Raw genomic sequence first — 25,371 nt, forward strand, 5'->3', positions numbered from 1 at the left:
AAAAAAAGAAGTAACTAGAAGATAAATTATGGCGTCGCATTACGAAGCACCTATTCGAAAGCCCTTAGTGGTCGGAGACAAAGGATACCACGATGTAACAGTGGACATTGCCCGTCCGGTTGAGGGAAAGGCCAATAAGCAATGGTGGATAGTATTCTCCATTGCCTTGGTGGCATTCCTCTGGGGTCTAGGATGTATCATTTATACCATTTCTACAGGTATTGGGGTTTGGGGTCTTAACCGAACCGTAAACTGGGCCTGGGATATTACCAACTTCGTTTGGTGGGTAGGTATCGGTCACGCAGGTACCCTGATTTCAGCGGTATTATTGCTCTTCCGTCAAAAATGGAGAATGGCGATCAACCGCTCCGCTGAGGCGATGACCATTTTTTCCGTTGTTCAAGCCGGATTGTTCCCGATCATTCACATGGGACGGCCATGGTTGGCATATTGGGTGTTGCCCATTCCCAACCAATTTGGTTCACTATGGGTAAACTTTAACTCGCCCTTGCTTTGGGACGTGTTCGCGATTTCAACCTATCTTTCCGTATCCTTGGTGTTCTGGTGGACAGGTTTGTTGCCTGATTTTGCCATGATCCGCGATAGGGCCGTAAAACCGTTCCAAAAGAAAATATACAGTCTGTTGAGCTTCGGTTGGACAGGACGTGCAAAGGATTGGCAACGTTTTGAGGAAGTTTCCTTGGTATTGGCAGGTTTGGCCACGCCCTTGGTACTTTCCGTACACACCATTGTATCGTTTGACTTTGCTACCTCGGTAATTCCAGGATGGCACACCACCATCTTCCCGCCTTACTTTGTTGCGGGAGCGATTTTCTCTGGTTTTGCCATGGTAAACACTCTTTTGATCATCATGAGAAAGGTATGTAGCCTCGAAGCCTACATTACCGTACAGCATATCGAGTTGATGAACATCGTAATCATGATTACAGGTTCTATTGTTGGATGTGCCTACATTACCGAGCTCTTTATCGCATGGTATTCTGGTGTAGAGTACGAGCAATATGCCTTCTTGAACAGGGCGACAGGACCATACGCTTGGGCATACTGGGCCATGATGACCTGTAATGTGTTCTCGCCACAGTTTATGTGGTTCAAAAAATTGAGGACCAGCATCATGTTCTCATTCTTTATCTCCATTGTGGTGAACATAGGAATGTGGTTCGAGCGTTTCGTAATTATCGTAACCTCTTTGCATAGGGATTACTTGCCATCTTCATGGACCATGTTCTCCCCAACCTTTGTCGATATCGGAATATTTATTGGAACCATCGGATTCTTCTTCGTATTGTTCCTATTGTATTCAAGAACATTCCCGGTAATTGCACAGGCCGAGGTAAAATCCATTTTGAAGGCTTCTGGAGAGAAATACAAAAAATTAAGGGAGGCTGGTAAACCAATGTACGAAATGCCGCAAGGCGTGAACAGGGTGGTGAGTTACGATGAGCCCATTACGGATGACGTACTGATGGGGGAAGCAAAACCTACCGTTGGCGATAAGGTTGGTGTGTCTGAGTTGTTGAGTTCTATTGGAACCTTCGATGCGGCCACCGAAACCCCGGACGATTTAAAGAAAATTAAAGGAGTGGGCCCCGAGATGGAACGCACTTTGAACGAGATAGGTATTTTTACCTATGCACAGGTCGCTAGAATGACCGAAAAAGAGTATGATTTGTTGGACTCCATCACCGGAAGGTTCCCAGGACGTGCACAGCGTGACGATTGGGCGGGTCAGGCAAAGTTGTTAAACGATAAAAAATAATTATGGCATCAAAAGTTATACAAGCACTTTACAACGATGACGATGTGTTGATGCATGCTGTAAAAAAGGTTAGGGCAGAGCGACATCATATCGAAGAGGTGTACACTCCTTTTCCAGTTCACGGTCTAGATAAGGCCATGGGGTTGGAGGACACTCGAATCGCCATTACCTCTTTCCTTTACGGATGTTTGGGATTGACGGTCGCCATAGTTATGATGAACTATATCATGATAGAGGATTGGCCCCAAGACATTGGTGGTAAGCCAAGCTTTAGCTACTTGGAGAACATGCCTGCCTTTGTTCCGATTATGTTTGAGCTTACGGTTTTCTTTGCGGCCCACTTGATGGTGATCACGTTTTACCTCAGAAGTAAAATGTGGCCTTTCAAAAAAGCGGAGAACCCGGATAAGCGTACTACCGACGACCATTTCTTGATGGAGATTGGTGTACATGATAATGAAAAGGAACTTGCTGACCTGTTGTGGGAAACAGGAGCAGTGGAAGTAAAAGTTACAGAAAAGGAGTCTTAAGAATATGAAGCAATTAGGTAAAATAAGTGTTGTTTTGGTGTTGGTTTTGTTTGCAGCATCTTGCGCGGACAAGAACAGCCCAAACTACCAATACATGCCAAACATGTACGAACCCGTAGGATATGAAACCTACCAAGGTGTGGACAATGGATTGTTTCCTGATGGAACATCTGCCCTGTTGCCTGCCGAAGGAACCATTTCCAGAGGATACATGCCCTATGAGTTCGAAAACACTCCAGAAGGCAAAGAGCTCGCAAGGATGGACACCAGTCCATTGGATTCCCTTAACCAAGAAGAAAATTTGGCTCGGGGAGCGGAACTATATGCTATCTATTGTGCAATTTGCCATGGCGTAAAAGGTGATGGACAAGGCACCCTTGTAAAAAGAGAAAAAATATTAGGTGTTCCCAGCTACGCGGATGCAGCTAGAAACATTACTGTAGGATCAACTTACCACACCATTTACTATGGTCTGAACTCTATGGGCTCGTATGCTTCGCAGTTCGCCAATGAGGAAGAAATGTGGCAAGTATCCGAATACGTGATGAAGTTAAAGGAAGACCTAACAAAATAATAGGATAAGAAGAAACTATGTATACCTTTTCAAACAAACTTAGACTAGGATCTTTCATAGCCATGGGGCTTGGATTTATATTCCTTGTAATTGGTTTTATGTCTGCCCCATCAACTGTGGAAGAGGCCAAGGCCATGGTAGCAGTGCACGATGATGGCCATGGTGAAGGGCATGCAGAGGAAGCCGGTACAGGCCATGCCGAAGAGCAAGGACATGGTGAGGCCGCTCATGGTGAAGCCCACGATGCTTCCCACGATGAGCATTTGTTGCACCAATTGCAGAATAGACCTTGGTCCGCACTTTACGTAGCCGCCTTCTTTTTCTTTATGATTTCATTGGGCGTTTTGGCATTTTATGCCATCCAACGTGCCGCACAAGCGGGCTGGTCCCCATTGTTGTTCCGTGTCATGGAAGGTATAACCGCTTATTTGGTTCCAGGTGGAATCATTGTGTTTGTAATCTTGTTGCTTTCCGCATTGCACTTCAACCATATGTTTGTTTGGATGGATGCCGAAACTGTGGCACACGATGAATTGCTGCAAGGCAAAGCTGGTTATTTGAATCCGACCTTCTTTTTGATCAGGGCCGCCATTTTCTTGGGTGGATGGATTTTCTACCGTCAGTATTCAAGAAAACTGTCCTTGGCACAAGATGAAGCCGATGACAATAGCAACTTCGTAAAAAACTTTAGATGGTCTGCCGGTTTCTTGGTGTTCTACCTAGTGACCGAATCCATGATGTCATGGGATTGGATCATGAGTTTAGATCCACACTGGTTCAGTACCCTTTTCGGATGGTATGTATTTGCCAGTATGTTCGTATCCGGGATTACCGTGATTGCCATGGTGACCGTTTACTTGAAATCAAAAGGATATTTAGAGCAAGTCAATGATAGCCACATCCACGATTTGGCCAAGTTTATGTTCGGTATCAGTATTTTCTGGACCTATCTGTGGTTCTCACAGTTCATGCTGATTTGGTATGCCAATATCCCTGAAGAGGTAACCTACTACATCGCACGTTTTGAGGACTACAAACTGCCCTTTTTCGGAATGTTGGTGATGAACTTTGTGTTCCCATTGTTGGTATTGATGAACAGCGACTACAAAAGGGTCAACTGGTTTGTGATCATGACGGGTATCGTGGTGTTGTTTGGCCACTATTTGGATATATTCAATATGGTAATGCCTGCAACGGTAGGCGACCAGTGGTTCATTGGTCTTCCAGAGATTGGTGGTATCCTGTTCTTTGGTGGTTTGTTCGTTTTCTGGGTGTTCACCGCTTTGACCAAGGCACCATTGCAGCCCAAACGAAACCCATTTATTGAAGAGAGTAGACATTTTCATTATTAATAGAATACGATTTAAGTCTTAGATAGATATAAAGATGACTGCATTATTAACATTTACTGTTTTAGTTCTGGTTGCCATAGCCATTTGGCAAATGACCAAGATTTTTGAATTGTCGCAGACTAAGACAGAACGCGCTGAGATAGCTAACGATTCCGATAACAAAAACAATGGTTACCTGTTGTTTGCGTTCTTGATATTCATCTACGGAATCACCATTTTCAGTTTTGCCAAATATTCCAAGATGCTTTTGCCAGATGCTGCATCGGAACATGGTGGGGAATACGATCAGTTGATGTGGGTGTCCTTTGCCATCATTTTCTTTGTGCAGACCATTACGCAGGCACTATTGCACTATTTCGGCTATAAATACCGCGGACAAAAGGGAAGAAAAGCGCTCTTTTTCGCAGACAACGATAGATTGGAGTTCATCTGGACCATTATTCCAGTAATTGTTTTGGCAGGTTTGATTCTTTGGGGACTCTATACCTGGACCAATATTATGGATATCAACGAGGACGACGACCCATTGGTCATCGAACTCTATGCCCAACAGTTTAACTGGACCGCTAGATACGGAGGGGAGGACAATGTGCTTGGAGAGGCCAATGTTCGATTGATCGATATCAACAGAGCCAATGTTCTTGGATTGGACGAGTCCGATCCCAACGCCGAGGACGATATTATTGTTAAGGAATTGCATTTGCCCGTAGGAAGAAAGGTAAACTTTAAAATGAGGTCGCAGGATGTATTGCACTCCGCTTACATGCCACACTTTAGGGCTCAAATGAACTGTGTTCCCGGGATGATTACCCAATTTTCGTTCACGCCTACCGTGACCACGGAAGAAATGCGTTTGAATCCTGATGTGGTGGATAAGGTAAAAAGAACAAATGCTCTTAGGGCCGAATGGGCTGCCGAAGGCAGACCCAACAGCGAACCTTGGGAGTTCGATTATGTACTATTGTGCAATAAGATTTGCGGAAAGTCACATTATAACATGCAGATGAGGATTGTTGTAGAGACGGAGGAAGAGTACAACAAGTGGTTGGCCGAGCAGAAAACCTTCAAGGAAACCGTAATGGTGGACGATACTGAAGGAGCAGAGGTTGCTGAAACGGAACCCAATGCTGAGGAAATGGAAACCGCATCGGTAGAGTAAAAAACAAAAAAAAAGAAATAACGAAAAATTAATTGGATTATGTCTGAAGCTCATGAAAGTCACCATGATCATCACGATGATCACGGACATCACCATAAGGAAACCTTCATAACGAAATATATTTTCAGTCAGGACCATAAGATGATTGCCAAGCAATATCTTATCACGGGTCTTATTATGGGGTTCATCGGAATTGCAATGTCCCTATTGTTTCGAATGCAATTGGCATGGCCAGGGGAATCCTTCGCCATTTTTGAAGCAGTTTTGGGCAAATGGGCACCTGATGGCGTAATGGATGCTGATATTTATTTGGCATTGGTTACCATCCATGGAACGCTCATGGTATTCTTTGTGCTAACGGCCGGTTTGAGCGGTACGTTTAGTAACCTATTGATTCCATTGCAGATTGGAGCCAGGGATATGGCATCTGGATTCTTGAACATGGTGTCGTACTGGTTGTTTTTCATTTCGTCTGTGATTATGATTTGCAGCTTGTTCGTGGAAGCAGGACCTGCTGCCGCCGGATGGACTATTTATCCTCCATTGAGTGCATTGCCAATGGCGCAACCTGGTTCAGGTATGGGTATGACCCTTTGGTTGGTATCCATGGCCATCTTTATTGCATCCTCTTTGTTGGGGTCCTTAAACTATATCGTAACGGTAATCAACCTTAGGACCAAAGGAATGTCCATGACTCGTTTGCCGTTGACAATTTGGGCATTTTTCGTGACTGCCATTATTGGTGTGATTTCCTTCCCAGTATTGTTGTCCGCAGCGTTGCTGTTGATCATGGATAGAAGTTTTGGAACCTCCTTCTTCTTATCGGATATCTTTATTCAAGGAGAGGTATTACACTATCAAGGTGGATCGCCGGTACTTTACGAGCACTTGTTCTGGTTCTTGGGTCACCCAGAGGTATATATTGTATTGTTGCCTGCCTTGGGTATTACCTCGGAGGTAATGTCAACAAACGCAAGAAAACCGATTTTTGGATACAGGGCGATGGTAGCATCGATTCTTGCAATCGCTTTCTTGTCCACTATCGTATGGGGCCACCACATGTTCGTATCCGGTATGAACCCATTCTTGGGCTCGGTATTTACATTTACCACCCTATTGATTGCGATACCATCAGCCGTAAAAGCATTTAACTATATCACTACCCTTTGGAAAGGTAACCTGCAGCTGAACCCAGCGATGTTGTTTTCCATTGGTTTGGTTTCTACCTTCATTACGGGAGGTCTTACAGGGATTATCCTTGGGGATAGTACATTGGACATCAACGTGCACGATACCTACTTCGTAGTGGCTCACTTCCACTTGGTAATGGGTATATCGGCACTTTATGGACTTTTTGCCGGGGTATACCACTGGTTCCCTAAAATGTTCCAAGGCCGAATGATGAACAAGAACTTGGGTTATGTACACTTCTGGATTACCGCAGTATGTGCCTACGGGGTATTCTTCCCGATGCACTTTGTGGGTATGGCAGGGGTGCCACGTCGTTACTATGAGAACACCGCCTTCCCAATGTTCGATGAATTGACCAACGTACAGGTCTTGATGACCGTATTTGCGATCATAGCAGGTTTGGCACAATTGGTATTTGTATACAACTTTATCTCCAGTATTTTCTACGGAAAGCGAGGACCGGTCAACCCTTGGAGTTCCAATACGTTGGAGTGGACAACACCTCAGGAGCATATCCACGGAAACTGGCCTGGTGAAATCCCTCACGTATACCGTTGGGCATACGATTACAGTAAAACTTACGAAAATGGGGAGTACATCATTGCAGGGCAGGATTTTGTACCACAGAACGTACCGCTGCAGGCAAATGAGGAAGAACTCAACCATTAAGATATAGATTAATAGATTTTAAAAGGCCCGTTCCATATTGGACGGGCTTTTTTTGTGATGACATTCTTTGAGGTGAATTGTATATCTTTAAATACATTTCCCCCATAAATGAAACTAACTATCATGAAAAAGTTGCTTATTCTATTGTTGATAGCATCTCCACTTTGGATGCAGGCCCAGCGTAAACCCAAAATCAAGGGCAGCCGTATTGTCACCCAGGTCAGTGAGGAACTGCCGCCTTTTGATGCCATAGTACTGAACGACGACCTCAAAATCAATTTGAAAAAATCTTTGGGTACCGGGTTTCATCTTATTGCGGATGATAACCTTATCGATGTTCTCAAATTTGAAGTACAGGACGGTAAGCTGGTCATTAGTTCTTATTACAACATCACAGCCAAAAAGCAGCTGGAAATAACGGTAGATTATACCGAGCTGAAAGCTATCACCGTAAAAAATGGAACGATGGTTTCCAAGGATGTCATTGAATCCAATGAGCTGTTTGTGGATGGCTTTAACAATGCCAAAATGGATATTAAGGCCAATGCCGCCGTGATGGACATCAATTTGGAAGACACGAGCAGTGGTGATTTTCACACCGAGGTCGATTCTTTGAACATCAATTTGAACAAAAGGGCACGGGCCTACGTGTATGCACAGATCAATTCAGGAATAGTGGATCTGGAAGGCAATGCGTCTCTGGCCATGGAAGGTACTTCGGATAAGATACAGATCAATGCTATGGATTATGCCAAGTACAAGGGCGAAACGATGCAAATCAGTTCATGTCGTTTAGAGATTGCTGGAAACGCCGACGCCAGGGTGTACGCCTTTGGCGATATCAGCATCAAGTCATCCGGGGATTCGGGTATTCACTTATATGGAGCGCCAAAAATCACTATTGAAGAGTTTTTGGGAAGGTCCCAATTGATCAAAAAGGAAGACTAACCCTGTTGGGCAATGGGCGCGGTAAGGCAATGACTTGGAATGCCAAAGCCATCTACCAAAACTTCGATGTGTGGCCTCAATTCTGTGGATAATCGCTCCACGCGTTGGCGTATCGCCTTGGATTTAGTACTGCCAATATAACCTTGCTCCAGATACCATCGTGCATCCGAATTGATTTGATCCAAAGCATAAAGGCACCCGAGTTTCTCCAGTAGTCCGCCATACTTAACGTCCGTCACATTTTGATACCGTTCACAGTAGATACTATAGGCCAACTCTACACTGTACGCCTTGCCCAGCGCCAATAAATGGGTCTGTACCTTTAAAAATGCTTGGTAGGATGGAATCCCTTTTTTAATGTAATTGCGGATGCGCATGGCCAAGGTATAGGTCAATCTTCGGGTGCGATAGTCGAACGCATGCTTGTGGAACTTGGGATTGTACAGATGCTCGGCATCCACTTTATTGGAGTAGAGCGGGTTGATTGCTGTTAACTTGTCCGAAAGCTGGGTCTGTAACAGTTTAAGTACCGAAGCAAACCCTGCACTGTTGAATTCAGAACGAAAATCGGATAATATGCCTTTGGCGGCCAACTGAAGCAATACGGTGTTGTCCCCTTCAAAAGTGGTGAAGATATCCACATCCCCTTTTAAGTCCGCGATTCGGTTTTCCAAAAGGTAGCCCTTTCCTCCGCAGGCCTCGCGACATTCCTGAATGGTTTCGTTGGCAAACCAAGTGATAATGGACTTTAATCCTGCCACTTGTGTCTCGATAACCCGTTTGTCGGGTTGCGACTCATCACTGTAGCGCTCCATCATTTCATCCAAGGTAAAGTGGTACACATAGGCACCTGCAATAGCGGGCGTGAGTCTGATCTGATGGGTGGGGTAATCCATGATCAAATCTTCCTGCACTTTGACGTTATCGTTGAACTGCCGCCGGTTCAGAGCATGTTTTACGGCAATGGCAAGCGCCATTTTGCTACCTCCCAGGGCACCGCGAGCCACACAGATGCGTCCGCCGACCAAAGTGCCCAACATGGTAAAAAATCGTTTGTTCGGATTCTTGATGGATGAAAAGTAGGAACCATCTTCCTGTATCTCCCCGTACTTGTCCAGCAGGTTTTTCCTTGGGACCTTCACATTGTTGAACCATATTTTCCCATTGTCCACGCCGTTCAAGCCCAGTTTGTAGCCGTTGTCCTCAATGGTCACGCCTTCAAGCAACTCGTGTTTTTCATTTCGGAGCGGAACCAAGATGGCATGGACACCTTCATTTTTTCCATTCACGATCAATTGGGCAAAAACCGTGGCTATTTTGGAGTGCAGCGCATTGCCGATGTATTCCTTGTTATCATTTTTGCCCGGGGTTTGTATGATGATGCTATCTGATTCTTTTTCGTAGGTGGCCGTAGTTTTAATGCCTCGTACATTGGAACCGTGACCGGTTTCTGTCATGGCGAAGCACCCCAAAAGTTTAGTGCTGCCCGCATCCGTCAAGTAATGGTCGTGGTGCTTCTTTGTTCCCAGTTTTTGGATACTTCCGCCAAACAACCCAAATTGCACACCGAACTTAACGGCCAAACTGCCATCCACAAACATCAAGTGTTCAAAAATGGCTGCGTACGAAGGCATATCTCCCGTTCCGCCGTAAGCATTGGGGTAGGCCATGGCCCCATAACCAGCTTCGCCCAATAACTGGACTTGGTGCAAAACCCTTTTTCTGAAGTCGTCCTTATTCCTTATGATTTGCCATGTAAAATCGGGTTGGTCCAAAAAACGCCTAAATTCATCCACAACATTCGCATGAGTCCCTTTTAAAATACCATCCAACATATCGGGCTTGTATTCATCAGAAGTTTTTTCGTGCACGACCTCCACATCAAAAAGATGGTTGTAATGGTTGGGTTGTATTCCCAAATGAACCTCAATGTGCTTTAGTTGTTCGTTGATGTCCTTTGTGCCCACCAAACGTTGGCAAAGTGAAGTCAGCGGGTAGGTGTCACTTTCAATAAGTTTTACTTCCGAATGGTCAATGGTAAGCTTCCAATGCTTGATTTCATTGTCCTTCGGCGGCTTATCCTTGATCAACCACTTTTTCAACTGTTGCTTTTCCTTAGCGCTAATGGAAGCATCGCGCTCAATGGCATTCTGGACTACGGATACTTCTGAAGCTGAAAGCAGGTCGTCCGACCAAATGACATAAAAAAATGGGATGTATTGTAGAATTCCTTCGGAATAGGTAGTAGTCAACATAGTTGTAACTTGATAGATTTGTGCTTTTTCTAAGATAAGCCATAGAAACAAAAGAACCCACTGCCAGTGTATTTTTATCAGGATCGTTTCGGGTCGCTTTGTTTTCAATTATATTTGTTGAAGCATGAACGAGAATCTAGATCCATCCGCAGAAAACTTTTCGCCAGAAGAGCTCGATATTGAAAGAGCATTGCGTCCCGTCAGTTTTGATGATTTTACGGGACAGGCACAGGTATTGGAAAACCTAAAGGTTTTTGTGCAAGCGGCCAACTTAAGGGGAGAGGCTTTGGACCATACCCTATTTCATGGTCCCCCAGGGTTGGGAAAAACGACCTTGGCCCATATTTTGGCCAACGAGCTGGGCGTAAACATCAAAGTGACTTCTGGACCTGTACTGGATAAACCAGGGGATTTGGCTGGATTGTTGACCAATCTGGATGAGCGTGATGTGCTTTTTATTGATGAAATCCACAGATTAAGTCCCATTGTGGAGGAGTACCTGTACTCTGCCATGGAGGACTATAAGATTGATATCATGATCGAAACGGGCCCCAATGCTCGTTCTGTGCAAATCAACCTCAGTCCTTTTACCTTGATCGGGGCAACTACCCGTTCGGGCTTGCTTACCGCACCGATGAGGGCCCGTTTTGGCATTCAGAGCCGTTTGGAATATTACAACACCGAATTGTTATCTACCATTGTGGAGCGGAGTGCCGAAATATTAAAAGTACCCATCACCACCGATGCGGCCATTGAAATTGCAGGCCGTAGCCGCGGAACCCCCAGAATATGTAACGCCCTTTTGCGAAGGGTGCGCGACTTTGCACAAATTAAAGGGAACGGCAATATTGACCTCGAAATATCGCAGTTTGGTCTCAAAGCGCTCAATGTAGATGCCCATGGTCTGGATGAAATGGACAACAAGATACTTACCACCATCATTGATAAATTCAAAGGCGGCCCCGTAGGAATCACCACATTGGCCACAGCAGTATCCGAAAGTGCCGAGACCTTGGAAGAGGTATACGAACCATTTTTGATACAACAAGGCTTTATTATGCGCACGCCAAGGGGTAGGGAGGTCACCGAGCTTGCCTACAAACACTTGGGCAAGATGAAAGGTGGAACCCAAGGCGGATTGTTTTGACTTATCGCTTAACTTTTTTAAATCTTTTCGTAATTTTCTAGCTTGTTCGGTTTTACGGAGCGGTGCATTGGCATTCTCCAACAGTCGTACAGTTCCCAAACCTTAGCCTGCATGCCTGCCAACATGATTTGGAACAAACCATGCGAAACACTTCACATCCCGACCCGATGCATTCAGGTGCATTCAAGAGCACTACCAAGCAAATAAAGAAGTTGTGTTGGCAACTTGGCATTGGTATGTTTTTAATGCTAGGATTGGGATTTTCGATCGTGCTCTTTGGATTCGGGGGAATACTTGAAAGCAATAGATATGTGAAACTTCCCGACGACGTTTACTACTTGGACTATAATGTTTACAATCTTTCCAATTCCGACAAAAATCAAAAAATCAGGGAGGGCTTTGAAATATTCAGGAATACCTCGGCCCATATTGGCCCCAAACAGCTAGATTCCACCCAAAGATTTGCTGGGAACAATCTGGCATGTGCAAGTTGCCACTTAAATGGAGGTACAAAACCCTACGCCGCACCTTTGATAGGAGTGGTAAAAAGATTTCCACAATATCGAGGGCGCGAAAACACTATGGGAACCATCGAGGATCGCATCAATGGATGTTTGGAACGTAGCATGAACGGAAGGGTAATGCCCGAGGATAGTGATAAAATGACATCATTATTGGCCTATCTGGAATGGTTAGGCAGGGCGGTTCCAATCGATGGAAACATAAAGGGGCAAGGATTTTTAGCCATCGAAATACCCAATAGGGCGGTGGACTTGGACCATGGTGAAACTGTTTTTCAACACCATTGCGTGGAATGTCACGGTCTGGACGGGCAAGGACAGACCCAAGAGGACGGCAGCTATCTTTATCCTCCTTTATGGGGCAATGATTCGTACAACAACGGGGCGGGAATGACGAGAGTGATCACTGCGGCACAATTCATCAAAAGCAATATGCCCTACGGAACCACTTTTGACAATCCTGTTCTGACCGATGAAGAGGCATATGATGTTGCCGGATATATAAATCAAAAATTGCGGCCAACAAAACCCAATCGGGAAGTGGATTTCCCTGATTTGACCAAAAAACCCGTTTCTACTCCCTATGGTCCGTATACCGATAGCTTTAGTGAAGAACAACATCAGTTAGGGCCGTTCCAACCCATCATGGACTTTTACAAGGAGGAATATAACATTGTCAAAACCAAATAATTTTGGTTCGGGCAGCGTAAAACTATTCCTATCTTCGTGACGTGAGTATCCAAAAACATACCCAACTCATCAAAGCTGAGGCCAAGCGTCTCGGATTTTTGTCGTGCGGTATTTCCAAAGCAGGATTTTTGGAGGAGGAAGCGCCCCGTTTGGAAAAATGGCTCAACCAAAACATGCATGGCGAAATGCAGTATATGGAAAACCATTTTGATAAACGATTGGACCCCACCAAATTGGTCGAAGGTTCCAAATCCGTGATATCCCTTTTGCTGAACTACTTTCCATCCGAACAGCAAAATCCGGATTCCTATAAGATTTCCAAGTATGCCTACGGAATGGATTATCACTTTGTGATAAAGGATAAGTTGAAAAATCTTCTTCATTTCATTCAAGAAGAAATAGGGGAGGTGCACGGAAGGGCCTTTGTGGATTCAGCCCCGGTTTTGGACAAGGCTTGGGCAGCGAAAAGTGGTCTGGGGTGGATTGGGAAAAACAGTAACCTCCTTACCCAGCAGGTAGGCTCCTTTTATTTTGTCGCCGAACTCATCGTAGACCTGGAATTGGAATACGATGCTCCCGTTACCGACCATTGCGGAACCTGCACGGCCTGTATTGATGCTTGCCCTACCGAAGCCATTGTGCAGCCCTATGTGGTGGATGGCAGCAAGTGTATCTCCTACCTGACCATTGAGCTTAAAAATGAAATTCCTTCGGAATTTCAGAGTAAATTGGACGACTGGATGTTCGGTTGCGATGTGTGCCAGGATGTGTGTCCTTGGAACCGTTTTTCCAAATCGCACCGTGAACCTTTGTTTGACCCCAATCCCGAATTATTGTCCTTCACCAAAAAGGATTGGGAGGAAATTACGGAAGATGTTTTTAAAAAGGTGTTCCAGAAATCTGCAGTAAAGCGGACAAAGCTTTCTGGGCTTCGGCGAAACATCGACTTTCTCAAAGAATAACATTTCACGCCCAATCAAATTCAAAAACTAGGCTTTCTGCAAGATAAAAAATGCTATATTGAGCAATATTTTTGAAGGATTCACATTTTTTCAAAGCTGATATTGCAGACCAACTAAAGGGATAGTATGATCAAAATCAAGAAGCCCAAACTCAGTTTTTGGCAAATTTTCAATATGAATGTTGGGTTCCTTGGAATCCAGTACAGTTTCGGATTACAACAAAGTGCCATCAACCCTATCTTTCTTTTTTTGGGTGCCAAAGAGGAATTGTTACCCATTTTAAATATAGCCGGTCCAGTAACGGGTTTGATTGTACAGCCCATTATTGGTGCCATCTCGGATAAAACTTGGTCGCCAAAATGGGGAAGACGGAAACCGTTTTTCCTAATAGGTGCGATTATGGGCAGTTTATGTCTGTTCTTGTTTCCATTGAGTCCGGCCCTGTGGTTCGCCGTAGGATTATTATGGATTTTGGATGTGGGGAACAATATGGCCATGGAACCCTATCGAGCCTTTGTCGGTGATAAATTGCCGGAATCACAGTTCAGTATCGGATATCAAATGCAGAGCCTTTTTGTAGGTGCTGGTATTCTATTGGCCAATGCCTCTATCTTTTTGTTCCAAGATTGGTTTGGTGGAGGTCTAGAAGTGGAAGGTGCAGTGCCCAAATGGCTGTACTATTCATTCTTTATTGGTTCCTTCCTTTCCATAGCCACCATTTTATGGTCGGTCGCAAAAACACCGGAAATACCCCCAACCGATGAGGAGTTGGCAGATATCAATAAGCATAAGGCCCTGCCATTTGCGGAACGCTTTAAGGTGCCTTTTGTGGAAATAGCCCACGCCGTAAAGGATATGCCCAAGTTTATGTGGAAGCTCTCTGCTGTGTACCTTTTCCAATGGTACGCGTTATTTGTCTACTGGCAGTTTATTACTCCCTTGTTCAGGGTTTCATTAGGATATGACACCTCGGAAGCAGCAGCACAGGCCGCCAAAATGAGTACTACCTATAACGTGGTCACCGCTGTGGTCGCATTGGTATTGGTGCCATTGACGATGCGTTTTGGGGGCAAGAAAATTTACGCACTTAGTTTGTTCGGAACTGCAATCGCTCTTTTTGCCATACCCTACATCCAAGATCCGGTATATGTACTGTTTCCCATGGTGCTCTTCGGAATCGGTTGGGCGGCTATGATGGGTATACCTTACAGTATGGTCTCTAAAATTGTTCCACAAGAACGAAGGGGCGTTTATATGGGCATCTTAAATATGATGATCGTAATACCTATGGGTATACAGACCCTCTCTTTTGGGCCTATCTTTAAAAACTTGTTGGGAGCCAATTCGGTGAACGCCATGTTGTTCGCAGGAACCTGTTTTGTGATTGCCTCGGTTCTTGCCATGCGCCTCAACGTGAAAAAGGCGAAGGAGGAGTATCCGTTGGATGCTTGATTCGATGGATTGGTTTGACTTGGAACCAATTTCATAAATTTTTAGGGCCAGACTAAAATTGATATTGGGGATGTTCCTTTAAAACCATGGAATACCCTAACTTTACCTATTCATTTTTTGAATATATGAGCAAGGAAAAGCAAAGACGCGAAGCATTACTGTACCACGCAAAGCCACAACCCGGAAAAATAAAGATTGTACCCACCAAACCCTATTCCACCCAGCGGGATTTGGCACTGGCCTATTCTCCAGGAGTGGCGGAGCCTTGTTTGGAAATCGAAAAGAACAAGGACGATGTTTACAAGTATACCGCCAAAGGAAACATTGTAGCGGTCATCTCCAACGGAACTGCGGTTTTGGGACTCGGCAATATTGGTCCGGAGGCATCCAAGCCAGTGATGGAGGGGAAAAGTTTGCTTTTCAAGATTTTTGCGGATATTGATGGTATCGACATCGAGCTGGACACTACCGATGTGGAGCAATTTATTCAAACCGTAAAGACCATTGCGCCCACCTTTGGTGGCATCAACCTAGAGGATATAAAGGCACCGGAGGCTTTTGAAATCGAACGCCGTTTGAAGGAGGAGTTGGATATTCCCGTAATGCACGATGACCAACATGGAACCGCTATTATTTCGGCGGCAGCCTTGCTGAATGCATTGGAAATAGCCGACAAAAAAATGGAGGACGTCAAGATTGTGGTGAGCGGTGCGGGAGCAGCAGCTGTTTCGTGTACCCGTTTGTACAAATCCTTCGGGGCTAGAGCGGAAAATATTGTGATGTTGGACAGCAAGGGCGTCATTCGAAAGGATAGGGAAAATCTTTCCTTGGAAAAGGAAGAATTTGCCACAGACCGAAAAATAGACACCCTGGAGGAGGCCATGAAGGATTCGGATGTTTTCATCGGGCTTTCCATTGCAGATATTGTCACTCCAGAAATGCTGAACTCCATGGCGGAGAACCCAATCGTTTTTGCCATGGCCAACCCGAACCCGGAAATCGAATACAACTTGGCGATGGATACCCGAGAGGATATCATTATGGCCACAGGACGCTCCGATCATCCCAACCAAGTAAACAATGTTTTGGGCTTTCCCTTCATTTTTAGGGGAGCACTCGACGTGCGGGCGACCAAGATCAACGAAGAAATGAAGATGGCAGCAGTACGTGCCTTGGCCGATTTGACCCGAGAACCGGTGCCGGAACAGGTGAATATTGCGTATGACACCACCCGATTGACTTTTGGCAGGGACTATATTATTCCAAAGCCCTTTGACCCAAGGTTGATTACCCATGTGCCTCCTGCGGTTGCAAGGGCTGCCATGGAAAGCGGGGTGGCCCGACTTCCCATTCAGGATTGGGACCGATACGAAGAAGAATTGTACCAAAGATCGGGCAACGACAATAAGGTGGTCCGACTGCTCCACAACAGGGCCAAAGTCAATCCGAAGCGTATAGTTTTTGCCGAAGCAGAGCTCTTGGATGTGATGAAGGCCGCACAGATCGTGCACGATGAAGGTATTGCGACCCCGATTCTATTGGGGCACAAGCCTACCATTGAAAAACTCAAGGACGAATTGGAGTTCGATGCCGAAGTTCCGATCATTGACCCACGTTCCGACGAATTCAGTGAAATGCGCACCAAGTACGCGTTAAAATTGTGGGAGCTCCGTAAACGAAAGGGGGAGACCAAATACAGCGCTAGGGTGAACATGGGTAAGCGCAACTATTTTGGCGCCATGATGCTCAAGGAAGGTGATGCCGACGGGATGATTTCCGGTTATTCCCGATCATATCCCAAGGTGCTACGACCCGTTTTTGAAGTGCTGGGGAGGGCCAAGAATGTAAAAAATGCCAGTACGGTCAATATTATGATTACCGATCGGGGGCCCCTGTTTTTGGCAGACACCTCCATCAACATAGACCCGAATGCAGAGGAATTGGCAGAAATTGCCCAGATGACGGCCAATGTGGCCCAGACCTTTGGCTTTAATCCCGTAATGGCCTTGCTTTCCTACGCCAATTTTGGCTCATCGAGCCATCCCAACGCGCAAAAGGTGAAAGAAGCCGTTAGAATCCTGCATGAACGAAATCCAGATTTAGTGGTCGATGGTGAAATCCAGACTGATTTCGCCCTTGATCCGGAGATGAGCAGCAAGAACTTTCCGTTCTCCAAAATATCCGGCAAAAAGGTCAATACCTTGGTGTTTCCCAACTTGGAGTCTGCCAACATCACCTACAAATTGTTGAAAGGCCTCAACAATGCCGATTCCATTGGTCCGATTATGGTGGGTTTGACCCGTGCAGCGCATATTTTGCAATTGGGTGCCAGTGTGGACGAAATGGTGAACATGGCCGCAGTCGCGGCGATAGATGCCCAAGAACGAGAAAAAAGAAGGAAAGCAAAAATGCAAGGAGAATAACCATAACCAAATAAACCGCCCATGATTACCCACTTAAGAGGGAAGCTCGTAGAGAAGAATCCAACATATGCCATTGTGGAATGCAATGGAGTGGGGTATTTTTTGCATATTTCGTTGCATACCTTCTCCCTGCTCAAGGATGAGGAAAGCATATTTATCTATACCGATTTACTGGTGAAGGAAGACTCGCATACCTTGTTCGGTTTTGCCGAAAGGGCAGAGCGCGATGTGTTCCGTTTGCTGATATCCGTTTCGGGTGTCGGAGCAAGTACGGCACGTACTATGTTGTCCTCCCTGTCCCCATCCGAAGTAAGGGATGCCATAGCCAATGGCGATGTGCCCACAATCCAGTCCATAAAAGGGATTGGAGCCAAAACGGCCCAGCGTGTCATCTTAGACCTTAAGGACAAGATTTTGAAGGTGTACGACATGGGCGAAGTTTCACAACAATCAAACAATACAAATAAAGAAGAAGCGTTATCTGCATTAGAGGTTCTAGGTTTTACCAGAAAGCAATCCGAAAAGGTGGTCAACAAGGTAGTTTCCCAAGATGCCTCGCTAAGCGTAGAGAACATTATTAAACTGGCGCTGAAAAATTTGTAACTAGTTTGAAAAAAGGGGCAAAACCAATACTTAAACCAACACGTTTTAAGTACATTTTCTTTGTTGTTTGTTTGCTGTCCATTTCCACTTTGCTGGGACAGGAAACCAATGAACAAGCTCAGGATTCCACAAAAACTGGAGTTGAGCTTGGCCGCCTTATTTTGGAGAATCCGGACAGCATTGTTGCCAAGTATACCTACGACCCCAAGACCAATACCTATGTATACACGGAAAGTGTTGGTGATTTCAATGTAAATTACCCCGTAATCCTTACGCCAGAACAGTACTACGATTTGGTGGAAAAGGAGCAAATGAAAGCCTATTTTAAGCAAAAGGCCGATGCCTATTCCGGCAAAAAGGCGGGAAGTGATGAAGCACGTAAAAACTTGCTGCCCAATTTCTATGTCAACAATAACTTTTTTGAGACCATTTTTGGGGGCAATACCATCGAGGTGATTCCGCAAGGGTCCGTGGCCATGGACCTAGGGATCTTATGGCAAAAAAATGATAACCCGGCGCTTTCGCCCAGAAACCGAACCAACCTTTCTTTTGACTTTGATCAGCGCATCAGTTTGAGTTTGCTTGGGAAAGTGGGGGAACGGCTTCAGGTGACCGCCAATTACGACACAGAAGCCACATTCGATTTCCAGAATTTGGTAAAACTGGACTATACCCCAACGGAGGACGATATCCTTCGGAAAATTGAGGTCGGTAACGTGAACATGCCGCTCAACAGTTCCCTGATCACCGGGGCTCAGAGTCTTTTTGGGGTTAAAACACAACTTCAATTTGGAAAAACTACGGTTACGGCCGTCTTTTCCGAACAGCGTTCCCAAAACAATACCGTGGTAGCACAGGGCGGTGGCACTGTCAACGAATTTGCCCTGACCGCTTTGGATTATGACGAGGACCGTCACTTTTTCTTGGCACACTATTTTCGAGATAATTATGATAGGGCCTTGGAATTCTATCCCTTTATCCAGACCCAGGTGCAGATTACCCGCTTGGAGGTTTGGGTAACCAACCGAAACCAGCAGACACAGAATGTTAGAAATGTAGTGGCCATCCAAGATTTGGGAGAGGCCCTTTCCGATAATACCCGTATCGGTATCAACAACGGAGACCCAGCTGGCTTTTTCAATGGTTCGGCGGTAGCAACAGGACTTCCACAGAATGCGGCCAACGCGTATGATCCCAATCAAATTGGGAGCGGTGCCCTAACACCTGCCATACGGGATATCGCTACCGCAGCATCCGGTTTCAATGTTCCCGGGTACAGTGTAAACGAAGGATTTGATTATGCCATTCTGGAAAATGCCCGAAAGCTGGAACCCGGAAGGGATTATGAGTTCGATTCCCAATTGGGATATATTTCGCTTAGTCAAAGTTTGAGCAACGATGAGGTGTTGGGCGTTGCCTTTCAATACACCTTTGGTGGACAGGTGTTCCAAGTGGGGGAATTTGCCAATGGTGGAGTGGACGCCACCACCGTGCCGCCCAATTCCAATTTGATAGAAAACAATGCATTGGTATTGAAGTTGCTCAAAAGTAACATTACCAATGTTCAGGATCCCATTTGGGATTTGATGATGAAAAATATCTATTCCACAGGAGCCTATCAATTGAGCCAAGAAGATTTTAAACTCAACATCCTGTATTCCGATCCAACGCCAAGAAACTATATCACCCCTGTTGACCCCAACGCAGGTTGGCCATCCGGGTTGGAAGACCAAATTTTGCTCAACGTTTTCAATTTGGACCGTTTGAACATTTACAACGATGTGCAGGCTGGCGGGGACGGATTTTTTGATTATGTGGAAGGCATTACCGTGGATTCCCAATCGGGCCGGATCATTTTCACCAAAGTGGAACCGTTTGGGGAATACCTTTTTGAACGTTTGGGAGGTGGGGTCTACGATGTGGAAGAGGATCAAGGGTACAATCCGAACCAACGAAAATATGTGTTCCGTAATATGTATGCCAAGACCAAGGCGGCATCGTTACAGGATGCGGAAAAAAACCGATTCCAGATCAAGGGTCGGTACACCTCTCAATCCAATAACGGAATTCCCATTGGAGCGTTCAACGTGCCGCAGGGTTCCGTTACGGTTACGGCAGGTGGGCGTCAATTGCAGGAGGGTATCGATTATACCGTGAACTATCAGGCAGGAACGGTTCAGCTTTTGGATCCTAGTTTGGAGGCATCCAATACACCCATCAATATTTCTGTGGAGAACAATGCAGTGTTTGGTCAGCAGACCCGACGTTTTGCCGGGGTAAATGTGGAGCACAAGTTCAACGAGAACTTTGTTTTGGGCGGAACCCTTCTCAATTTGAACGAACGCCCATTGACCCAAAAATCAAACTATGGCATTGAGCCAGTCAACAATACCATTTTTGGACTGAATGGTAATTTTAGCACGGAAATACCATTTCTGACCCGATTGGCCAATAAATTACCGAACATTGATACCGATGTGCCCTCCAATTTATCCTTGAGGGGCGAAGTGGCTTTCTTGAGGCCCAATTCACCAAAAAATGCCGATTTTAGAGGTGAGACCACCACGTATTTGGATGATTTTGAAGGAGCCCAAGCACTGATTGATATCCGTTCTTCCTTGGGATGGAGCTTGGCGAGCCCGCCGGTGGAATTTATAAATGATAGAACTGGCATCGATGTGGGCTTTGAGCGGGCCAAAATGGCCTGGTACACCATTGACCCCATTTTTTACACGAACCAACGTCCCGCAGGAATGTCCGATAACGATATTTCCTCAAACGCTACGCGTCGCGTATTTATTGATGAGGTCTTTACCGAAACCGATATTGCCCAAGGGCAGACCCAGGTGCAGAGTACTTTGGATATTGTGTACTACCCTAATCAAAAAGGACCGTACAACGCCAACCCAAGTTTTGAAACCGAAACCCCTGATGCAAAATGGGGTGGAATCATGCGGCCTTTGAGCAGTACCAATTTTGAGCAATCCAACGTGGAATTTGTGCAGTTTTGGGTGTTGGATCCCTACATAGACGGGGAAACTACCGATGCCAACGTGGGTGAACTGGTGCTCAATTTGGGTAATATATCGGAGGACATCCTAAGGGATGGAAGGAAACAATACGAAAACGGTTTGCCCGCCAGCACCAATAATGAGATACCAAGGGAAACCATTTGGGGTCAAGTGCCCTCTACCCAATCCTTGGTGTATGCCTTTGATGCCGATGAAACCAACAGGGCCGCCCAAGACCTTGGTCTGGATGGGTATGATGACGCTGCCGAGGCCACCATCTACAATGGCCCAGCAGAAGACCCTGCCTTGGATAACTATCGCTACTATTTGAATAGGGAAGGTAGTATCTTGGAGCGGTATTTGGACTTCAACAATACAGAAGGTAACTCTCCTGTTGCCGTAACCAATACCAATCGGGGTTCCACTACCTTGCCCGATGTGGAGGATATTGACCGCGATTTGACCATGAATACCGTAAACAGTTATTACGAGTATCGCATCCAGATAAAACCCAATACCACGGTTGATGATAAGTACGTGACCGACATTCGCGAAGGTTTGACCCCAACATTGCCCAATGGGACCCAATTGAACCGCAGATGGATACAGTATAAAATCCCGCTGAGCGACTTCACCGATGCCGTAGGCGGAATCTCCGATTTTAGGTCCATCAGCTTCATGCGGATGTACCTTACCGGCTTTTCGGATGATGTAGTACTGCGATTTGCCACCTTGGATTTGGTTCGAGGTGATTGGAGGACATTCACCCGATCTTTGCAACCCGATGTGGACAACGACCCTTCCGATGATGCAACGGTAACCGATGTGAACACTGTCAATATAGAGGAAAATTTTGGTAGACAGCCTATTCCCTACGTATTGCCCCCAGGTGTTATCCGGGAACAATTGAACAACAACAATACCATCATCCGCCAGAACGAGCAGTCCCTTTCCTTTGTGGTGGAGAATTTGGAGTCCCAGGATTCCAGAGGGGTATTTAAAAATGTGAACATTGATGTCCGCCAGTATGAGCGCTTAAAAATGTTCATGCATGCCGAAAAAATATTCAATACGGATTATTCCGATAGCGATACGCCTTTGGTCGGTTTCTTACGAATAGGTACCGATTTCACGGAAAATTTTTATCAGATAGAGCTTCCGCTTCAGTTTACGCCCTTTGGTTCCACATCGGCCGAGGAAATTTGGCCCGATGTCAATGAGATAGATGTCGCCCTCAGCGATTTGAACAAGGTGAAGTCAAAGGGGATATCCGATCAAACTTTGGATGACATCAATTATTATGAAATTGTGGATGGTGAAGCCGTTCTGGTTGATGAATTTGCGCCCCGTACCTTGGGAAGAATCAGGATCGGGATTCGAGGTAATCCGTCGTTGGGAAGTATCCGGGGCATGATGGTAGGTGTCAAGAACATTGACGACCTTCCGGCCCGTGGCGAAGTCTGGTTCAACGAATTGCGTTTGGCCGGCCTTCAAAACAGTGGAGGTTGGGCCGCAACCGCTGCCTTGGACGCCAATATGGCCGATTTTGCCAACGTCACCGCAACCGGAAGCCGAAGCACTTCAGGTTTTGGCTCCATCGACCAAACCCCGATTGAACGTGCCTTGGAGGACGCCATTTCGTATGATGTAGTGACCAATGTAAACGTGGGCCAATTATTCCCCAAAAAGTGGAACCTGCAATTGCCCTTCAACTACGGGATTTCAGAAACCTTGATCACTCCGGAATTTGACCCGGTATACGATGATCTGCGTTTGGATGACAGAATTGCGGCAGCCGCAACGGCCGAAGAGGCCGAATCCATCAAAGAGCAGGCGGAGGATTATACCAAGCGGACCAGCATCAACCTTATCGGGGTAAGAAAAAATAGGGGAGAGGAAGCCGAGGAGAATTTCTTCGATGTGGAGAACTTCACTTTTAATTATTCCTACAACGAGACCGACCATCGAGATTTTGAGGTGGCCGAACTTAGGGACCAAAACGTGACCACTGGGTTTGTGTACAACCATAACTTTAAACCCGCACCTGTGGCGCCCTTTGCCAAAAAAGATTCTGTGCTCACGGGCAAGTACTGGCAATGGCTCAAAGATTTGAACTTTAATGCCTTGCCCACAAGTTTGTCCGTAAACGCCAATTACAACCGTTCCTTTAATCAACAGCGATACAGGGATGTATTGGAGCCAGGGGTTGAAGCGTTGGAACTGCCCTTATTGCAACAGCGTAATTATCTCTTCAATTGGCAATATGCCCTTAACTACAGTTTGACGAAATCCTTGCGGTTGAATTTAACCGCATCCAACAATAACATCGTCCGGAACTACTTTAATGTGGATGACGACCCTGATTCTGGAATCGACCAAACCCTAAATCTTTGGGATGGATTTTTTGATGTAGGTGAGCCCAACAGGCACGCCCAGCAGATGCAATTGAATTACGAACTGCCCTTTAGCAAAATACCGTTCCTCAATTTTATCAACGCACAATATACCTACACCAGTAATTTTGACTGGCAGCGTGGTGGTGATGCATTGCGCGAAGTGGCCAACGAGGACATCAATGTGGTGCAAAATGCAAGTACCCATAGCCTCACGGCCAACATGAGCATGCAGAGACTGTACGATTTCTTGGGACTTAAAAAGCGCGACGGGAAGGTAACCGCTACGCAAGCTGCAGTGAGAAGGGACAAAGCAGGAAATCCCGCCAACGGTGAGGATGACAATGCTCCCAAAAAGACCAGTAAAGGCTTCAATACCTTGGTGGATGTGCTTACTATGGTAAAGCGGGTCAATGTGAATTACAGTGAAAACCGCGGAACCGTATTGCCCGGATATACGCAATCCATCGGATTTATTGGTACCACGAGGCCTACCTTGGGCTTTGTTTTTGGAAGTCAGGCCGATGTAAGGTTCGAGGCGGCGCGTAATGGATGGTTGACCAATTACCCCGAATACAGCCGTCAGTTTATGCAAAATACCAACAAGCAGCTCAATATCACGGCAACCGCACAGCCTACTCAGGATTTGACCATCGATTTGAATGCGGATAGAAACTTTATGAGCTCCTTGCAGGAAAGTTATAGCCCCGGGGAATGGGCCAATGGACAAGATGGTCTGATCAACGAAATGGGCAACTTCAGTATTTCAACGGTCATGATCGGTACCGTATTCCGAAAGAGCGATGAGTTTGACTCTGAAACCTTTGAGCAATTCAAACAAAATAGAATAACCATAGCGAACCGATTGGTATCGGATAGGGGAGAAACACCTGGAACCTTGGATGAGGATGGTTTCCCAGAACGCTACGGCAAAACACAACAAGATGTATTATTGCCTGCATTCTTTGCAGCCTATACAGGTCAGGATGTAAACCGGGTAAATATGGATGCCTTTCGTGAAATCCCGATTCCAAACTGGAATGTAAAGTACACCGGTTTGATGAAGAACAGATGGTTCAAAAAGAAATTCAAGCGTTTTTCCTTGAGCCATGGGTATCGGGCTGCCTACAGTGTAAACTCTTTCCAGACCAATTTGGAAAGACAGAATACCACGTTTGACCCTGAAAATGGGGACTTGCTTCCAAAGACGCTCATCAACAATGTGGTGCTGACCGATGAGTTCAGTCCTTTGATTCGAGTGGATTTTGAAATGCAGAATTCCTTTAGCTTTTTGGGAGAGATTCGCACCAGCCGAACGTTGTCCTTAAGTTTCGACAATAATCTTCTAACGGAAATCAACGGTGACGAATACACCGTGGGATTAGGGTATCGTTTCAAGGATGTGAAATTCGTGACGAATATTGGAGGTGAAAAGACAAGGCTCAAAGGGGACCTTAACTTGAAGGCGGACGTTTCGCTTCGCGATAACATTACCATCATCCGCAATTTGGATATCGATAACAACCAGATTACTTCCGGACAACGGTTGATGTCCGTAAAGTTCACCGCGGACTACGCCTTGAGCAAAAGTTTGAATGCCCTTTTCTTTTACGATCATGCTTTCTCGGAATTTGCCGTTTCCACCGCATTTCCGCAGACCACGATCAATGCAGGCTTTACACTGCGGTACAACTTTGGCAACTAATTACCG

15 protein-coding genes are annotated in these 25,371 nt (G+C 45.7%); 14 read left to right on the forward strand and 1 reads right to left on the reverse strand.

Annotation, left to right across the window (positions count from 1 at the left end):
* Positions 1 to 28 precede the first annotated feature (28 nt).
* The 7 genes from nrfD to GGE08_RS04505 all read left to right on the forward strand — a co-directional run bounded on the left by nrfD (position 29) and on the right by GGE08_RS04505 (position 8,203).
* Positions 29 to 1,780 (forward strand): NrfD/PsrC family molybdoenzyme membrane anchor subunit, encoded by a 1,752-nt coding sequence (nrfD, locus tag GGE08_RS04475; protein ID WP_179383675.1) that lies wholly within the window; start codon positions 29 to 31, stop codon positions 1,778 to 1,780.
* A gap of 2 nt (positions 1,781 to 1,782) precedes the next feature.
* A complete protein-coding gene (locus GGE08_RS04480; RefSeq protein WP_179383676.1) occupies positions 1,783 to 2,310 on the forward strand; it encodes a DUF3341 domain-containing protein in 528 nt (175 codons plus the stop codon).
* A 4-nt stretch (positions 2,311 to 2,314) separates the two neighbouring features.
* Entirely contained in the window at positions 2,315 to 2,884 is a 570-nt protein-coding gene (locus GGE08_RS04485; RefSeq protein ID WP_179383677.1) for a c-type cytochrome, read from the forward strand.
* Between the two features lie 17 nt (positions 2,885 to 2,901).
* Positions 2,902 to 4,236, forward strand: a complete 1,335-nt coding sequence (locus tag GGE08_RS04490) for a quinol:cytochrome C oxidoreductase (protein ID WP_179383678.1) — start codon at positions 2,902 to 2,904, stop codon at positions 4,234 to 4,236.
* A gap of 34 nt (positions 4,237 to 4,270) precedes the next feature.
* Positions 4,271 to 5,395: a cytochrome c oxidase subunit II gene (locus GGE08_RS04495; protein WP_179383679.1), complete on the forward strand. Its 1,125-nt coding sequence runs from the start codon at positions 4,271 to 4,273 to the stop codon at positions 5,393 to 5,395.
* 39 nt (positions 5,396 to 5,434) lie between these two features.
* Positions 5,435 to 7,255 carry a cbb3-type cytochrome c oxidase subunit I gene (locus GGE08_RS04500; protein ID WP_179383680.1) on the forward strand — a complete coding sequence of 607 codons (1,821 nt, stop codon included), beginning with the start codon at positions 5,435 to 5,437 and terminating at the stop codon, positions 7,253 to 7,255.
* Between the two features lie 123 nt (positions 7,256 to 7,378).
* Positions 7,379 to 8,203, forward strand: a complete 825-nt coding sequence (locus tag GGE08_RS04505) for a GIN domain-containing protein (protein WP_179383681.1) — start codon at positions 7,379 to 7,381, stop codon at positions 8,201 to 8,203.
* Here the strand turns inward: GGE08_RS04505 and GGE08_RS04510 are convergent.
* Complete coding sequence (locus GGE08_RS04510; protein WP_179383682.1) at positions 8,200 to 10,458, reverse strand: acyl-CoA dehydrogenase; 2,259 nt, start codon at positions 10,456 to 10,458, stop codon at positions 8,200 to 8,202. The genes GGE08_RS04505 and GGE08_RS04510 overlap by 4 nt on opposite strands.
* 124 nt (positions 10,459 to 10,582) lie before the next feature.
* On the opposite strand from GGE08_RS04510, the gene ruvB reads away from it, so the two are divergent.
* From ruvB to sprA, 7 genes are all read left to right on the forward strand, one after another.
* A complete protein-coding gene (gene ruvB / locus GGE08_RS04515) occupies positions 10,583 to 11,605 on the forward strand; it encodes a Holliday junction branch migration DNA helicase RuvB (protein WP_179383683.1) in 1,023 nt (340 codons plus the stop codon).
* Between the two features lie 140 nt (positions 11,606 to 11,745).
* Positions 11,746 to 12,816 carry a c-type cytochrome gene (locus tag GGE08_RS04520; RefSeq protein WP_257023948.1) on the forward strand — a complete coding sequence of 357 codons (1,071 nt, stop codon included), beginning with the start codon at positions 11,746 to 11,748 and terminating at the stop codon, positions 12,814 to 12,816.
* A gap of 41 nt (positions 12,817 to 12,857) precedes the next feature.
* Positions 12,858 to 13,778 carry a tRNA epoxyqueuosine(34) reductase QueG gene (queG, locus tag GGE08_RS04525; protein WP_179383684.1) on the forward strand — a complete coding sequence of 307 codons (921 nt, stop codon included), beginning with the start codon at positions 12,858 to 12,860 and terminating at the stop codon, positions 13,776 to 13,778.
* A gap of 126 nt (positions 13,779 to 13,904) precedes the next feature.
* Complete coding sequence (locus GGE08_RS04530) at positions 13,905 to 15,230, forward strand: MFS transporter (protein ID WP_218847495.1); 1,326 nt, start codon at positions 13,905 to 13,907, stop codon at positions 15,228 to 15,230.
* 125 nt (positions 15,231 to 15,355) lie between these two features.
* Complete coding sequence (locus tag GGE08_RS04535) at positions 15,356 to 17,653, forward strand: NADP-dependent malic enzyme (protein WP_179383766.1); 2,298 nt, start codon at positions 15,356 to 15,358, stop codon at positions 17,651 to 17,653.
* A 21-nt stretch (positions 17,654 to 17,674) separates the two neighbouring features.
* Positions 17,675 to 18,256: a Holliday junction branch migration protein RuvA gene (ruvA, locus tag GGE08_RS04540; protein WP_179383685.1), complete on the forward strand. Its 582-nt coding sequence runs from the start codon at positions 17,675 to 17,677 to the stop codon at positions 18,254 to 18,256.
* Between the two features lie 5 nt (positions 18,257 to 18,261).
* Positions 18,262 to 25,365 carry a cell surface protein SprA gene (gene sprA / locus GGE08_RS04545; protein WP_179383686.1) on the forward strand — a complete coding sequence of 2,368 codons (7,104 nt, stop codon included), beginning with the start codon at positions 18,262 to 18,264 and terminating at the stop codon, positions 25,363 to 25,365.
* The last annotated feature ends 6 nt before the right edge of the window (positions 25,366 to 25,371 follow it).

The organism is Allomuricauda sp. ARW1Y1 (genome assembly GCF_013407935.1).
Taxonomy (GTDB): Bacteria; Bacteroidota; Bacteroidia; order Flavobacteriales; family Flavobacteriaceae; genus Flagellimonas.